Origin of the sequence: Mesorhizobium sp. WSM2240 (assembly GCF_040438645.1) — a bacterium.
Lineage (GTDB): Bacteria > Pseudomonadota > Alphaproteobacteria > Rhizobiales > Rhizobiaceae > Allomesorhizobium.
Genome location: NZ_CP159253.1, coordinates 2187581 through 2202010, shown reverse-complemented (window position 1 = coordinate 2202010; position 14430 = coordinate 2187581). Strand labels below are relative to the sequence as shown.

15 protein-coding genes are annotated in these 14430 nt (G+C 64.5%); 5 read left to right on the top strand and 10 right to left on the bottom strand.

Features of this window, described 5'->3' with window-relative positions; all coding sequences use genetic code 11:
- Positions 1-50: 50 nt before the first annotated feature.
- From ABVK50_RS10555 to ABVK50_RS10545, 3 genes are all read left to right on the top strand, one after another.
- The gene (locus ABVK50_RS10555) at positions 51-1760 is read left to right on the top strand and encodes an HAD family hydrolase (RefSeq protein WP_353641612.1); all 1710 of its coding nucleotides are present in this window, start codon (positions 51-53) and stop codon (positions 1758-1760) included.
- 93 nt (positions 1761-1853) lie between these two features.
- Entirely contained in the window at positions 1854-3917 is a 2064-nt protein-coding gene (gene parE / locus ABVK50_RS10550; RefSeq protein ID WP_353641613.1) for a DNA topoisomerase IV subunit B, read from the top strand.
- Between the two features lie 21 nt (positions 3918-3938).
- The gene (locus ABVK50_RS10545) at positions 3939-4754 is read left to right on the top strand and encodes an alpha/beta hydrolase (protein WP_353641614.1); all 816 of its coding nucleotides are present in this window, start codon (positions 3939-3941) and stop codon (positions 4752-4754) included.
- A 24-nt stretch (positions 4755-4778) separates the two neighbouring features.
- On the opposite strand, the gene ABVK50_RS10540 is transcribed toward ABVK50_RS10545, so the two are convergent.
- Together ABVK50_RS10540 and ABVK50_RS10535 are read right to left on the bottom strand one after the other, a co-directional pair.
- The gene (locus ABVK50_RS10540; protein ID WP_353641615.1) at positions 4779-5093 is read right to left on the bottom strand and encodes a cupin domain-containing protein; all 315 of its coding nucleotides are present in this window, start codon (positions 5091-5093) and stop codon (positions 4779-4781) included.
- Positions 5094-5123: 30 nt separating this feature from the next.
- Entirely contained in the window at positions 5124-6248 is a 1125-nt protein-coding gene (locus ABVK50_RS10535) for a DUF2336 domain-containing protein (protein ID WP_353641616.1), read from the bottom strand.
- Between the two features lie 149 nt (positions 6249-6397).
- On the opposite strand from ABVK50_RS10535, the gene ABVK50_RS10530 reads away from it, so the two are divergent.
- Both ABVK50_RS10530 and ABVK50_RS10525 read left to right on the top strand, forming a co-directional pair.
- A complete protein-coding gene (locus tag ABVK50_RS10530; RefSeq protein WP_353641617.1) occupies positions 6398-6850 on the top strand; it encodes a MaoC family dehydratase in 453 nt (150 codons plus the stop codon).
- Entirely contained in the window at positions 6850-7722 is an 873-nt protein-coding gene (locus ABVK50_RS10525; protein ID WP_353641618.1) for a CoA ester lyase, read from the top strand. Before ABVK50_RS10530 ends, ABVK50_RS10525 begins: the two co-directional genes overlap by 1 nt.
- On the opposite strand, the gene ABVK50_RS10520 is transcribed toward ABVK50_RS10525, so the two are convergent.
- The 8 genes from ABVK50_RS10520 to tmk all read right to left on the bottom strand — a co-directional run bounded on the left by ABVK50_RS10520 (position 7719) and on the right by tmk (position 14398).
- The gene (locus ABVK50_RS10520; protein ID WP_353641619.1) at positions 7719-8327 is read right to left on the bottom strand and encodes a flavin reductase family protein; all 609 of its coding nucleotides are present in this window, start codon (positions 8325-8327) and stop codon (positions 7719-7721) included. The genes ABVK50_RS10525 and ABVK50_RS10520 overlap by 4 nt on opposite strands.
- A 5-nt stretch (positions 8328-8332) precedes the next feature.
- Positions 8333-8917, bottom strand: coding sequence for a nitroreductase (locus tag ABVK50_RS10515; protein ID WP_353641620.1), 585 nt, complete (start codon positions 8915-8917; stop codon positions 8333-8335).
- Positions 8914-9417, bottom strand: a complete 504-nt coding sequence (locus tag ABVK50_RS10510; RefSeq protein WP_353641621.1) for a YbaK/EbsC family protein — start codon at positions 9415-9417, stop codon at positions 8914-8916. The genes ABVK50_RS10515 and ABVK50_RS10510 overlap by 4 nt, the downstream gene beginning before the upstream one ends.
- Positions 9396-10235 carry an MBL fold metallo-hydrolase gene (locus ABVK50_RS10505; RefSeq protein ID WP_353641622.1) on the bottom strand — a complete coding sequence of 280 codons (840 nt, stop codon included), beginning with the start codon at positions 10233-10235 and terminating at the stop codon, positions 9396-9398. Before ABVK50_RS10505 ends, ABVK50_RS10510 begins: the two co-directional genes overlap by 22 nt.
- A gap of 2 nt (positions 10236-10237) precedes the next feature.
- Positions 10238-11029, bottom strand: coding sequence for a TatD family hydrolase (locus tag ABVK50_RS10500; protein ID WP_353641623.1), 792 nt, complete (start codon positions 11027-11029; stop codon positions 10238-10240).
- A 13-nt stretch (positions 11030-11042) separates the two neighbouring features.
- Positions 11043-12593, bottom strand: a complete 1551-nt coding sequence (metG, locus tag ABVK50_RS10495; protein ID WP_353641624.1) for a methionine--tRNA ligase — start codon at positions 12591-12593, stop codon at positions 11043-11045.
- Between the two features lie 87 nt (positions 12594-12680).
- Entirely contained in the window at positions 12681-13736 is a 1056-nt protein-coding gene (locus ABVK50_RS10490; RefSeq protein ID WP_353645964.1) for a DNA polymerase III subunit delta', read from the bottom strand.
- Positions 13733-14398, bottom strand: coding sequence for a dTMP kinase (gene tmk, locus ABVK50_RS10485; protein WP_353641625.1), 666 nt, complete (start codon positions 14396-14398; stop codon positions 13733-13735). The genes ABVK50_RS10490 and tmk overlap by 4 nt, the downstream gene beginning before the upstream one ends.
- Positions 14399-14430: the final 32 nt, after the last annotated feature.

Genomic DNA, 14430 nt, shown 5'->3' with positions numbered 1-14430 from the left:
TTCAACCCGAATCCGGCCCTTGGATTCGAACGCAGACTGAAAGCTGAAAGATGTATTTCATCGCGCTTGCCACCGATTACGACGGCACGCTGGCTCACAATGGGTTGGTTACAGACGCCTCGCTCGAAGCACTGAAACGTCTGAAGGAAAGCGGCCGGAAGCTCATTCTCGTCACCGGGCGCGAATTGCCGGACCTGAAGCATGTGTTTCCGGACCTTGGCATGTTCGACAAGGTCGTGGCTGAAAACGGCGCGCTGATCTACACGCCGGCCAGCGAGGAGGAGCGTGCGATCTCGCCTGCTCCGCCGCGCGAATTCGTCGACGCGCTGGAGCGGCGCGGGGTTGCGCCATTGTCGGTGGGACGCTCCGTCGTGGCGACCTGGGAGCCGCACCAGACCACGGCGCTCGAGACGATCAAGGAGCTCGGGCTCGAACTCGAAATCATCTTCAACAAGGGCGCGGTCATGATCCTGCCGAGCGGCATCAACAAGGCGGCCGGCCTCGCCGCCGGGCTGGAAGATCTCGGACTGTCGGCCCACAATGTCGTCGGTGTCGGCGACGCCGAGAACGACCATGCCTTCCTGCGCGCCTGCGGCTGCAGCGTCGCGGTCGCCAATGCATTGCCCGCCGTCAAGGACACGGCGGACCTCGTCACGCGCGGGGCGCGGGGAGAAGGGTTGGAAGAACTGGTCGAGCAGCTGATCGCGCGCGATTGGGACCTCGGCTTCAGCCGTCGAAATGGCATTCTTGTCGGCACGGAAGAGAGCGGAAACGAGGTTCATCTGTGGCCGACGGATACCGTGCTCATTGCCGGCAGGTCCGGCATAGGCAAATCGACGCTCGCAACCGCGCTGACCGAACGCTTCGTCGAACAAGACTTTCAATTTTGCGTTTTCGATCCCGAGGGCGACTATCACGACCTGGAAGGCGCGGTTACCGTCGGCGACGGCTCGGTCCCGCCGACGCTGGACCAGGCGATGAAGCTGCTTGAGAAGCCGGTCGACAATGTCGTGCTCAGCACACTCACTCTCGACGTCAACGAGCGTCCGGATTTCTTCGCCGATTTCCTGCCCGAACTCGGCCGTTTCCGCTCCCGCACGGCAAGGCCGCACTGGCTGATCGTGGACGAAGTGCATCACCTGTTGCCGAAGCGGCGAACCGACACGCCGCTCGTGCTTTCGATGGAGCTGCCGGGCACGATTCTCATCACCGTTCACCCTGACGCGGTAGCGACCAACGCGCTCGGTCTCGTCTCCGCCGTGATCGCTCTGGGATCGCAGGCGGACGAGGTGATCAGGGTGTTCTGCCGCGAGACAGGTATGCAGCCACCCGACGGGCTGGTCGCGCCGGAAGACGATCGCGTGCTGTTCTGGCGGCCAAAATCCGGCGAAGCAGCCAAGTTGATCAAGGCGGAAAAGCCAAAGCAGTCACGCAAGCGGCACACGCGCAAATATGCCGAGGGACTGCTCGACGAGGCAGGCAGCTTCTATTTTCGCGGTCCCGACGACGCTATGAAATTGAGAGCGCACAATCTGATGATGTTCGTCCAGATCGCCGAAGGCATCGACGACAAAACCTGGCAGCACCATCTCCGCAACGGGGACTATTCCGAGTGGTTCCGCAGGCAGATCCGCGACGACGCACTGGCGGATGAGGTCGCTCAAGTCGAGGCCGATCCAGCGCTTTCCGCCGAAGAAAGCCGCAAGCGCGTTGTCGGCGCGGTTCGCCGGCGTTATACAGCGCCTGCCGCGGCGTCCTGATCGACGGCCGAACGGAACGCGAACCTCTGTCGCGCGCCGGAAAAAACGGGCAGTATCCCAGCCTATTCGAATCACCGGAACACCTGCCACTCCATGGACGAAAGCAACGATCTCTTCGCCAGGCTGGAAAAGTCGAGCCAGCGCACGCCAACTCGCCCGGCCGATCCGCTCGTGCAAGCCGCCGTCGCCAAGCGCGGAGCGACGCCGCAGGCCAAGGACGGCAGCGAAGGCTACAGCGCTGCCGATATCGAGGTGCTGGAGGGCCTGGAGCCGGTGCGGCGGCGGCCGGGCATGTATATTGGCGGCACCGACGAGAAGGCACTGCATCATCTCTTCGCCGAAGTCATCGACAATTCGATGGACGAGGCGGTGGCCGGCCACGCGACATTCATCGACGTGGAGCTTGGGGCCGACGGTTTCCTGACGGTCACCGACAATGGCCGCGGCATTCCGGTCGATCCGCACCCGAAGTTTCCGAAGAAATCGGCGCTCGAAGTCATCATGTGCACGCTGCATGCCGGCGGCAAATTCGATTCCAAGGTCTACGAGACGTCGGGCGGCCTGCACGGCGTCGGCGTTTCGGTGGTCAACGCGCTCTCGGACCAGCTAGAAGTCGAGGTGGCGCGCGGCCGTCAACTCTACCGCCAGCGCTTTTCACGCGGCATTCCGCAGGCCGGACTGGAATCGCTCGGCGACGTCCACAACCGCCGCGGTACAAAGATCCGCTTCCACCCCGACCCCGACATCTTTGGCAAGGGCGCACATTTCGAGCCGGCCCGGCTCTACCGCATGGCGCGCTCGAAGGCCTATCTGTTCGGCGGCGTCGAAATCCGCTGGTCGTGCGACCCGCTGCTGATCAAGGAAAAGGACCCTACCCCCGCCAAGGCGGTGCTGCATTTCCCCGGCGGACTGAAGGATTATCTAAAGGCCTCGCTCGGCGACGAATTCCAGGTCACGCGCGAAATCTTTGCCGGCAAAAGCGAAAAGCAGGGCGGGCACGGCTCGATTGAATGGGCCGTCACCTGGTTCGGCGGCGACGGCTTCGTCAATTCCTACTGCAACACCATCCCGACCGGCGAAGGCGGCACGCACGAGACCGGCTTCCGCAACGTGCTGACCCGGGGCCTGCGCGCCTATGCCGACCTCACCGGCAACAAGCGCGCCTCGGTGGTGACCAGCGAGGACGTGATGATCTCGGCGGCGGGCATGCTGTCCGTGTTCATCCGCGAGCCGGAATTCGTCGGCCAGACCAAGGACAAACTGGCCACCGTCGAGGCGATAAGGCTGGTCGAGACCGCGATCCGCGATCCGTTCGACCATTGGCTCGCCGACAATCCGCAGGAAGCCTCGAAGCTTCTCGAATGGGTGATCGCCCGCGCCGACGAACGGGTGCGGCGACGCCAGGAAAAGGAAGTGTCGCGCAAGAGCGCGGTACGCAAATTGCGGCTGCCCGGAAAACTCGCCGACTGCACGCAGAATGCCGCCGCAGGCGCCGAGCTCTTCATCGTCGAAGGCGATTCGGCCGGCGGCTCGGCGAAACAGGCGCGCGACCGCCAGAGGCAGGCCATTCTTCCGCTCCGCGGAAAGATCCTCAACGTCGCCAGCGCCGGCAACGACAAGCTCGCCGGCAACCAGCAGATTTCCGACCTGATCCAGGCGTTGGGCTGCGGCACGCGCTCAAAATACCGCGACGAGGATTTGCGCTACGACCGCGTCATCATCATGACCGACGCCGATGTCGACGGCGCGCATATCGCGTCGCTTCTGATCACCTTCTTCTATCAGGAGATGCCGGACCTCATACGCGGCGGCCATCTCTATATGGCCGTGCCGCCGCTCTACAGCATCCGGCAAGGCGGCAAGATCGCCTATGCACGCGACGACGCCCACAAGGACGAATTGCTGCGAACCGAGTTCACCGGCCGCGGCAAGGTTGAGATCGGCCGCTTCAAGGGGCTGGGCGAAATGATGGCGTCGCAACTCAAGGAAACCACGATGGACCCGAGGAAGCGGACGCTGCTTCGTGTCGACGTGCTGGACGACGAAGCGGCAACGAAATCCTCAGTCGAGGCGCTGATGGGCACCAAACCCGAGGCGCGCTTCCGCTTCATCCAGGAACGCGCCGAGTTCGCCGACGCGGAAGAACTCGACATCTGAGGGTTTTTGGGTAGGCACCTCATGAGCGCCACCAAACTCCTGCTTATCCTGCCGCTCGCCGCGGTTCTAGCCTATCTGGCGCTTGTCGGCCTGATGTATTTCTCCCAACGCGCCCTCCTCTATCCGGGCGCCGGCGCGATCTTTCAACCGGCGTCCCGAGCCGAATGGGGCGAGACGGTTTCCATCGCAACGCCCGACGGCGAGACTCTGCATGCGCTCTACAGCCAGGCCGAAACCGGCAAGCCGTCAGTGCTTTTCTTCCTCGGCAATGCCGACTGGGTCGGCAATTACGGCTTCCTGGCGGAGGCGCTGGCAGCGCGCGGCATCGGTCTGCTGGCCATTTCCTATCGCGGCTATGCGGGCTCGACCGGCTCACCAAGCGAGGAAGGGCTGCTGACGGACGGCCTGGCGGCGTTCGACTGGCTTTCAGCCCGCACTGAAGGCGAAATCGTTGTGCTCGGGCAGTCGCTGGGCAGTAGCGTCGCCGTCAACACGGCCGCGCAAAGGCCGGCGGCAGGCGTCATCCTCGTTTCCGCCTATCTGTCGGTGCTGTCTCTCGCGCAGACGCACTATCCTTTCCTTCCGGTCGCGCCACTGATCAAGGACCCCTTCCGGTCCGATCTCAGGATAGCGAAGGTCACGCAGCCGAAGCTGTTCATCCATGGCCGGCGCGACAATATCATCCCGCTGTCATCAGGCGAGGCGCTCTATGCCATCGCACCCGAGCCCAAGGAGATGCTGGTTCATGACGCCTATGGCCATAACGATCTCTGGAACGAGGGCATGACCGGGGAGATCATCCGGTTTGTGGAGGCGCTGAGCAGGGACGGAGCCTAGCCGTGCGCAGTCTGAGCCGAGTGCTCACTTTCCGAGAGCGTCGGGTTGCTTGATCTCGATCTCGACGAACGCAATCGGGTGTTCCGAGCCGTTCATCACGTCGTGCTTGATTCCAGACGGTCTTCGGTATGCCTGGCCTGCCGCGAGAGCGACGTCGGCGACATTGATCCCGTCGTGAACTCGAAGGGTTCCGGCCGTCAACATGACGACAAAATAAGGCCACCCATGTTCGTGCCATCCGGTAGCCGCACCCGGCTCGAAGTCCCAACGCGTGATTCTCACAGCACTGTCATCCAGCTGGACTGTAGGCATCGCAGGTACTTCGCATTTGAACGCCAACATAATCTCCGTCGATGAGAGCCGCTCGGCTCAAGCCGCGGCAATCGCCAGTGCATGGCCGCGCGCATTCTCGCGCAGCGCATCGAGATGAATCGATTTCAGCAGGCCGGCAAGATCGCCCGACGCCGCCTGCCCGCCGAGTTCCTTCAGCATCAGCCAAGTGACTTCCTGCGCGCCGGCGACCCGCTTGCCGTTGGCGACCTCGCGCCAGATTTTCAGCGCTCGCAGGATGACGGCATGGGTGCTCGCGGCAAGTCCCGCGCTGCGGAACAGCGCCGCCAATGCCGAGTCGTGGCCGCCCGAGAGCAGCGCCCTCACCCGGTGCTCGGCCTGTCCGGTGAGCGCCACCATGGCCGAGCCGAAGAAATCGACCTTGCCGTGGGCGATGGCGCGAATGATGAAGCTCGACGTCAGGTCGCCGCGCAGGCGCAGATGCTCGATCAGCGCGCCGTGTTCCTCGGGGCGCGTGTTCTCGATGACGGTGAGCGAAGCCTTCACGCAGGCGTCGCGCATGACGCGGTCTGCGCGCGCCGTGCCCATAAGGGCGGCGACGAGCGGCGCCTGTTTCAGCGCATCCCCGAGCTTGACCAGGAGCATATGGCGGCAATCCGCCGGCAGGCGCGGATCGGCGATCATCGCCTCGCGCACCGAAGGCAAATGGCCGTGGCGCTCGGCCATGCGCCGGAAGCTGAGGGCGGCGATGGCCGCGCCGGAATTGGCGATGAGTTCGACGCAGGCTTCCGGTTCGCCGATCTCGGCGATGGCCGCGGCGACCGCCATCGACACTGACGGGCGCCCGGCTACGAGCTTCTGCGTCGCTTTTGAACCGGCCGCGACGCGGTCGATCAGATCGGCGTCGGTCAGAAGCGGCGAGCGCGCCAGCACGAAGGCCGCGACGTCCGGCTGGTCGGACGCAAGCGCGGCAATGATCTGGATCGGCGCATGCCGGCTCATCGACAGCGCTTCGGCCATTGCCATGCGGACCTTGGCGGAAGGATCGTCGAGCAGCAGCGTCAGTGCGGCCTCGGCCGCGCAGCGGTCCTCGAATGGCAGGTCGCGTTCGACATAGGCGCGGGCCAGCGCGTTGGCCGCCGCGGCCCTTTCGGAGACGCGGGCCGTGCCTATCCATTTAAGGAAATGCCCAACAACAACCATGAATGTTCACTCGCTGCCCTGCCGGACATGACTCCGACCCCCGGAAGGACGCTAGGCACAAATGGTTTACGAAGCGTTCACCATGTTTCCTGGAGCTTGTCCGCCGGAACCGCAACGCCTATCAACGGGGTGCAATGGAGGAGAACCGCATGGCTGGACTGTATCTTGAGGAGTTCGAGCCTGGCCGGACGTTCAAGCACACGCTCCGCAAGACCGTCACCGAAAGCGACAACATGCTGTTTTCGGTGATGACGCTTAACCCGCAGCCGCTGCATATCGACTTCGATTTCGCCGCCAAGAGCGAATGGGGCAAGCCGCTGGTCAATTCGCTGTTCACGCTCGGCCTGATGATCGGCATCTCGGTGAACGACATAACTGTCGGCACGACCGTCGCCAATCTCGGCATGCGCGAGACGACATTTCCGCATCCCGTTTTCCATGGGGATACGATCAGCGTCGAGACGGAGGTGCTGTCGGTTCGCGAATCGAAATCCAAGCCCGACCGCGGCATTGTCGAGTTCGAGCACCGCGCCTTCAACCAGCATGGCGTGCTGGTCGCCAAATGCACCCGTCAGGCGATGATGCTGAAAAGGCCGGCCTGATGCGCTCGCTTCTGTTCGTGCCGGGCGATTCGGAAAGGAAGCTGGAGAAGGGATTTTCGGCAGGCGCGGATGTCATCATCGTCGACCTCGAGGATTCGGTCGCTTCCGGCAACAAGGAAGCGGCGCGCAGGGTCGCTGCGGATTTCATCCGCGAACGGAGGGCGCCGACGGGCGCTGCGGTCTATGTCCGCGTCAACGATCTGTCCACCGGGCTGACCGATGACGATCTCGCAGCGCTGATGCCGGCGAGGCCTGACGGCATCATGCTGCCGAAATCCAACAGCTTCGCCGATGTGCAGCAGCTTTCTGCGAAACTGCGCGTCCGCGAGGCCGAAAACGGCTTGGCAGATGGCTGCACGAAGATCATTCCAATCATCACCGAGACGGCGGCCGGCCTGCTGGCCGCCGGGAGCTACAACGCCAGCGCCCGTCTTGCCGGCCTGACCTGGGGTGCGGAAGACCTTTCCGCCGCGATCGGCGCGCGGGCCACACGCGACGAGCGCGGCCGCTACACCGATGTCTTCCGGCTGGCTCGGGCGATGACGGTGCTTGCAGCCTCGGCCGCCGAGACCGCGGCTATCGATACGGTGTTCGTGAATTTCCGGGACAATGAGGGGTTGCGCGCGGAATGCCTGGAAGCCGAGCGCGACGGCTTCACCGCCAAGATGGCGATCCACCCCGACCAGGTTGCGGTCATCAACGAGGCGTTCACGCCATCTCAGGAAGCGGTGGCGCATGCGCAAGCGGTGGTCGAAGCATTCCGGGCGGCGGGAGACCCGGGCGTCGTCGGCATTGACGGCCAGATGTACGATCGGCCGCATCTGCGCCGCGCCGAGCGGCTGCTGGCGAGGGCGCAGGCTGCGAGTCTCTAATCCTTGCCCCAGCGCGGGCGGCGCATCTGAAAAGTCTCGTTGACCATGGAATAATCCATGTAGCCGAGGCGGGCGACATTGCCGGCCTTGACGGTGTCGAACAGGCCGTCGGTGAGCATTTCGTCGTCGATGTGGACGCCGACCACCTCGCCGGTGACGACGAACACGCCGGCATCGCTGCCGTCGAGGGCCTTGGGGCGCAGGATTTCCGTTACCTTGCATTCGAGCGCGGCCGGAGCTTCAGCCACGCGCGGCGGCGCGACCAGCCGCGAAGGCGCGGGGGTCAGGCCGGCATAGGCGAATTCGTTGACGCCGCGCGGCGCATCGACGGCGCTGCGGTTCATCTTTTCCGCGAGATCGCGCCCGACCAGATTGACGACGAATTCGCCGGTTTCGCGCGCAAAGCTGGCGCTGTCTTTCTCGCCCTCCGACGAGAACCAGACAAGGAAGGGGTTCGTCGAGAAGGCGTTGAAAAAGGAATAGGGTGCGAGATTAACGTCGCCGTTAAGGGCCACGGTCGAAATCCAGCCGATCGGGCGCGGCGCGACGATGGCCTTGAACGGATCGTGCGGCAGGCCGTGGCCCTTGGCTGGTTCGTAGAACAAAGTTTCTATCCCTCCCACGGACCAGCATAATCGGCATAGAGCGCCGCCGGATCGGGACGCGGACGCTCCGGCGCCGGGCCTTCATAGGAGCCGATATGCACGAAACCGACCACGCGTTCATGCGGCGCGAGGCCGAGGATGCGCCTGCCCTCCTCGACATCGGAATACCAGTTGGTGATCCAGTTAGTGCCGTAGCCGAGCGCATTTGCGGCGAGCACCAGGCTCATCGCCGCCGCGCCGCCGGACAGGAACATCTCCCATTGCGGGATCTTCGGGTTCTCCTTCGGGCTCGAAATCACGCCGATGACCAGCGGCGCGCGCGAGAAACGCGTCAGTTCCTGGTTGCGGCGCGCTTCAGTCAGCGGGCCTTCGCGCTTTTCGGCAAGATCGGCGAGTTTTTCGCCGATCTCCTCGCGCGCCTTGCCGCGATAGAGGATGAAGCGCCACGGCGCGAGCCTGCCATGGTCGGGCACGCGCGTGGCGATCCTGATCATCGTCGCGATCTCGTCGTCGCCGGGCGCCGGTTCGCGCAGTTCCGGGATCGGCGCGGAATTGCGCTTCAGCATGAAGTCGATGATCGACGATGTCATATGGCACTTTCCTGATTGGCAAGGCTCGCAACGGTCGCGCCGGCCGCTACAATCAGAGCGCGGGGCTCGGCAGCGAATACTGCGTCATGCGCTCCGGCGGCGGCCCAAACGCGATCAAAGCGCAGCAGCATTTCATCGGCGAACGCCGGAATGGCGGCGATATGGCCGATCGGCGAGACGCCACCTATGGCGAAGCCGGTGACTTCGCGGATGTGGCGCGGGTCGGCGCGTTGCAGCGGCTCGGCCGCAAGTGCCGCCGCCTTGACGAGGTCGAGCTGGTGCTCTCCCGAGAGCATGAACAGAAAGAGCCGGCCGCTGCGTTCGCCCTGGAAGATCAGGGATTTGACGATCTGCGCGACCGAACAGCCGCATTGCTCTGCCGCCTCGGCGGCCGTGCGGGTCGAGGCGCCCATGCGGCGGATCTCGATATCGAGACCGGCAACACGCGCGGCCTCGGTAACCCGCGCAATGCTGCCGCTTACATCAGGCTTGTCGTCCATCGGTCTGATTCCAATGGCATTTCAACCACCATTCCGTCATAAGCCGGTTCGACATTGTCCGGCGTTTCGCGCATCACCGTCGCATAGTCGAGCGGCACGTGCATGTGGGTCAGCAACGCGCGCCCCGGCGCCAGGCGCTCGATCCATTCGAGCGCCTCGGAAAGCGACAAATGGCTAGGATGCGGGCGGTATTGCAGCGCGTCGATGACGAGCACGTCGAGGCCGGTCAGCCGCGCCGCCGTCGCTTCGGAAAAGCCGCTGACATCGGGGCAATAGGCGATCGGGCCGATGCGGAAACCCAGTGAAATGGCATCGCCGTGAATCTGCGGCAGCGGCTCGAAGGTGATCGCCCCGCCCTCGCCCTCGATCGTGAACGGGACGCCGTGCTCGATGAGGTTGGCGCTGACGATCGGCGGATAGGAACTGCCCGGCGGCGTGGCGAAACAGTAGTCGAAGGCCTCGCGCAGCCGCGCAAGCGTCGGGCTGTCGCCATAGACGGGGATCAGCCGCCGCTGCTCCAGCCAGTAGCTGCGCAGATCGTCGATCCCGTGTATGTGGTCGGCATGGGCGTGGGTGTAGACGACGGCGTCGACGCGGCGGACCTTGGCCATCAGCATCTGCTCGCGGAAATCAGGCCCGGTGTCGATGACGACGGTCGTCTTCCCGCCATTCGGCGCAATGCGCTCCACCAGCGCCGCAGCGCGCAAACGGCGGTTTTTCGGCTCCAGCGGGTCGCAATCGCCCCAATCGCCGGTGATGCGCGGCGTGCCGGGCGATGAGCCGCAGCCAAGAATCGTGAAGCGCAGCAGGCCCGCCACGCTCAGGCGTTCCCGGCCGGGCGCGGCATCTTGGTGAACAGCCGGAAGAAATTGTCAGTGGTGATCGTCGCGATCTCGGCGGCGCTCACCCCGACCGTTTCGGCGAGCACCGCGGCTGTCTGGGCCACATAAGCGGGCTCGTTGCGCTTGCCGCGATAGGGCATCGGCGCGAGATAGGGCGCGTCAGTCTCGACCAGCAGGCGGTCTTGCGGCACGCCGGCTGCGATATCGCGCAACTCGCTGGAGTTCTTGAAGGTCAAAATACCGGAAAAAGAGACATAGCCGCCAAGCCTGACGCCTGTCTCGGCGAGTTCTCGCCCCGACGAAAAGCAGTGCAGGATGAAGGGGAAAGCGCCCTTCTCAGTTTCTTCCTCGAGGATCGCGGCCATGTCGGCATCGGCGCTGCGCGCATGGATTACAAGCGGCAGATCCGTCTGCCGCGCCGCGGCTATGTGGGTGCGGAGGCCTTTCGCCTGGGCGTCACGCGGGGATTTATCGTAATGGTAGTCGAGGCCGGCCTCGCCGATCGCCACCACCTTCGGATGGGCCGAAAGCCGGCCCAGTTCGTCGGCGGTCACATCGAGTTCCTCGGCGGCATTGTGCGGATGCGTGCCGACCGAGCAATAGACCGCGTCGAAAGCCTCTGCGATCGCCAGCACGTCGGGAAACCGCCTGACGCGCGTCGAGATCGTCACTATGCGCGCCACGCCTGCCGCCGCCGCACGCTCGACGATCGCCGCGCGCTCGTCGGCGAAGTCCGGAAAATCAAGGTGGCAGTGGCTGTCGACAAGCATGCTCTCGGAAGCCTTACTGTTCCGCCGCCGCCGGCTCGACATAACGAGGGAACACCGCCGCCGGCGTGGGCAGCGGGGTGCCCGGCTTCAGTGCATGCGCCTCCCCGGCATGCTCGAATGCGCGCTCATCGGCCGACACGGCCAGGAGGTCGAGCAGCTTTGCCGCCGATGTCGGCATGAAGGGCTGGCACATCAGCGCGACGCGCCGGATGGTTTCGGCGGTGGTGTGCAGCACCGTCTCCATGCGCGCCGGGTCCGTCTTCTTCAGCGCCCAGGGCTCCTGGCCTGCGAAGTAGCGGTTCGCTTCGGCCACAACGCCGAAGATCGCCGCCAGCGCCTGATGGACCGACTGCTCGGCCATGGTCCTGCGTGCGGTGGCCAGCGCTTCGTCGGCCATTGCCAGGATTGCCCGGTCGGCATCGGCAAGCACGCCGCGCGCCGGCACAACGGCGCCGCAGTTCTTGGCGATCATCGACAGCGAGCGCTGCGCCAGATTGCCGAGGTCGTTGGCGAGGTCGGCATTGGTGCGGTTGACGATGGCGTCGTGGCTATAACTGCCGTCCTGTCCGAACGGCACTTCGCGCAGGAAGAAATAGCGCACTTGGTCTAGGCCGTAATGCTCGATCATGGCGAAGGGATCGACGACATTGCCGACCGACTTCGACATCTTTTCGCCGCGGTTGAACAGAAAGCCGTGCGCGAAAACCCGCTTCGGCAGTTCGATGCCGGCCGACATCAGGAAGGCCGGCCAGTAGACCGCGTGGAACCGCACGATGTCCTTGCCGATGATGTGCGTCGCCGGCCAGAAATCCCATTTTTCGCCGGCTGTATCGGGAAAGCCTGCGGCGGTGATGTAGTTGGTCAGCGCGTCGACCCAGACATACATGACATGCTTCGGATCGCCCGGCACCGGCACGCCCCAATTGAAGGTGGTGCGCGAGATCGAAAGATCCTTCAGGCCCGACTTGACGAAACTCATCACCTCGTTGCGGCGCTCGGCGGGCGCGACAAAATCCGGGCGCTGCTCGTACAGCGCGAGAAGCTTGTCCTGATAGGCGGAGAGCCGGAAGAAATAGGTCTCTTCCTCGTTCCATTCTACCGGCGAACCGAGCGGCTCGCGGCGCACGCCGTCGTCGCCGACCGTGGTTTCCTTTTCGTCGAAATAGGCTTCCTGCCGCACCGAATACCAGCCGCTGTAGCGGTCGAGATAAATGTCGCCGTTAGCCGCCATGCGCTCCCAAATGGCCTGGCAGGCCTTGTAGTGGCGCGCCTCGGTGGTGCGGATGAATTCGTCATTGGAAGCGCCGACGGCTTCCTCCATTTCCCGGAAGATCGCCGAATTGCGGTCGGCCAACGCCTTCGGCGCCACACCCTCCTGATCGGCTGTCTGCTGCATCTTCAGCCCGTGCTCGTCGGTTCCCGACAGGAAGAACACGTCCTTGCCGTCGAGCCGCTGGAACCGCGCCATCGCGTCGGTAGCAATCACATTGTAGGCATGGCCGATATGCGGCTTGCCGTTCGGATAGAAGATCGGGGTCGTGATGTAGAATTTTTCGCGTGACATGAAAGGCCGTTCGAAATGGCGACTTGGGAAGCGTGGCGGTGAGATAACGCATCGGGCCGGCGATTGCCATACGGCAAGGCGACAGCGTCACATTCGAAGCGCCTCCTTGAGGCGGATGATCATGCCGAGCGCGTGCTGCTTCTTGTCGAGATTGTAGGTCTCGGTCTCGGTCACCGACGTCAGCGCCTGATGCCAGCTCTCGGTGAGCCGGTTGGCGCGCGGCCCCTGGCCTTCAAGTGCCGCGCGGCTCGCCGCATCCGCAAGAAGGTCGAGCGCGTGCCGGTTGAAGATGTCGAACGGAATGTCCTGGCCGCGGCCGCCGGCGACTTCGGCGAGCTTGTGGGCTGCGGCGATATCGAGTTTTGGCGCGACCACTATCCTGTCCATCGCCTCGGCGATCTCCAGCCCGCCATATTGCGTCAGGAGGATCGCCTCGCGCACGCTGCCTCCCGCCCTTGTCGCGAGCGCCGCGCGGGCGCGCGCTTCCTGCGGCGGCTCCTGGCCGGCGCCCTCCAGCGCCGCCATCAATTCGTCCGGCTCGAGCGGTCCCAGCCGGACGATCTGGCACCGCGAGCGGATGGTAGGCAGCAGGCTTCCGAGAGCATGCGCGATCAGCACGAAAATCGTGCGGGCGGGCGGCTCCTCCAGATTTTTCAGGAGCGCGTTGGCGGCATTGACGTTCATGTCGTCGGCCGGATCGACGATGACGACGCGATAGCTGCCGTCATGCGAGGTCATCGACAGGAAGCGGCTGACGCGGCGGATCTCGTCGACCGTAACCACTGTCTTAAAGGTTTTCGTCTTATCGTTGAACGGGCGCGTCAGATGCAGCACGGAGGGATGCGCGCCCATCGCCACCTGCCGAAACAGCGGCGATGCCCGGTCGGGTGCGGCAAGTTCAGCCGGCGCGTCGCCATGCGACGGATGGCGAAGAAGGTGGTTAGCGAGGTGAAAGGCGAGCGTCGCCTTGCCGACGCCTTGCGGCCCGGCAAAGAGCAGCGCGTGTGGCAGCTTGCCGGTGCGATAGGCTGCGGCCAGCATATTCGACGCCGCACGATGGCCATGCAGATGCGGGTTTTCCGAAGGCTCGGGCACGCCTTCGAGTGTGTCGTGCTGTTCCGGCGCAATACGTTCGAACATCAGCCCTCCTTCGAACGGCGCGGTTCGGCCCGTGCTTCGAGCGCGGCAAAGACCGCCGTGGTCACAGCATCTTCGACCTCGTCGGGGCCTGCCGAGGCGTCGATGACGACGCAGCGCTCCGGCTCGCTGCGGGCAATGGCGAGAAATGCCTCGCGGCGGCGCTGATGGACCGCCAGTGTCTCCTTCTCGAAGCGGTCCGGCGTCTCGTCGCCGCGCCGGGCGTTTGCGCGCGTCAGCCCCTCGACCGGGTCGATGTCGAAGATCAGCGTCATGTCGGGGACAGTGCCGTTGACGGCGACGCGCTCCAGCGCGGTCATAAAGCCGGGATCGAGGTCCCCCGCCCCGCCCTGATAGACCCGCGACGAATCGAGGAAGCGGTCGCACAGTACGACGCTGCCGCGCGCGATCGCCGGCGCAATGAGCTGTTCGACGTGATCGGAGCGGGCGGCGGCGAAGAGCAGCGCTTCCATTTCCGGCCCGAACGGCTCGGCCGCGCCCGAGAGGATGACGTGGCGCACGGCCTCGGCGCCAGGTGAGCCGCCAGGTTCGCGAGTGACGACAAGATCATAGCCCTTGGCGCGCAGCTTCGCGGCGAGCCGGGCGATCTGCGTCGACTTGCCCGCCCCTTCCCCGCCTTCGAAACTTATGAAAAATCCGCGCGCCAACTGGCCCGATCCTCTGCCTGCGTTCTGAGAAC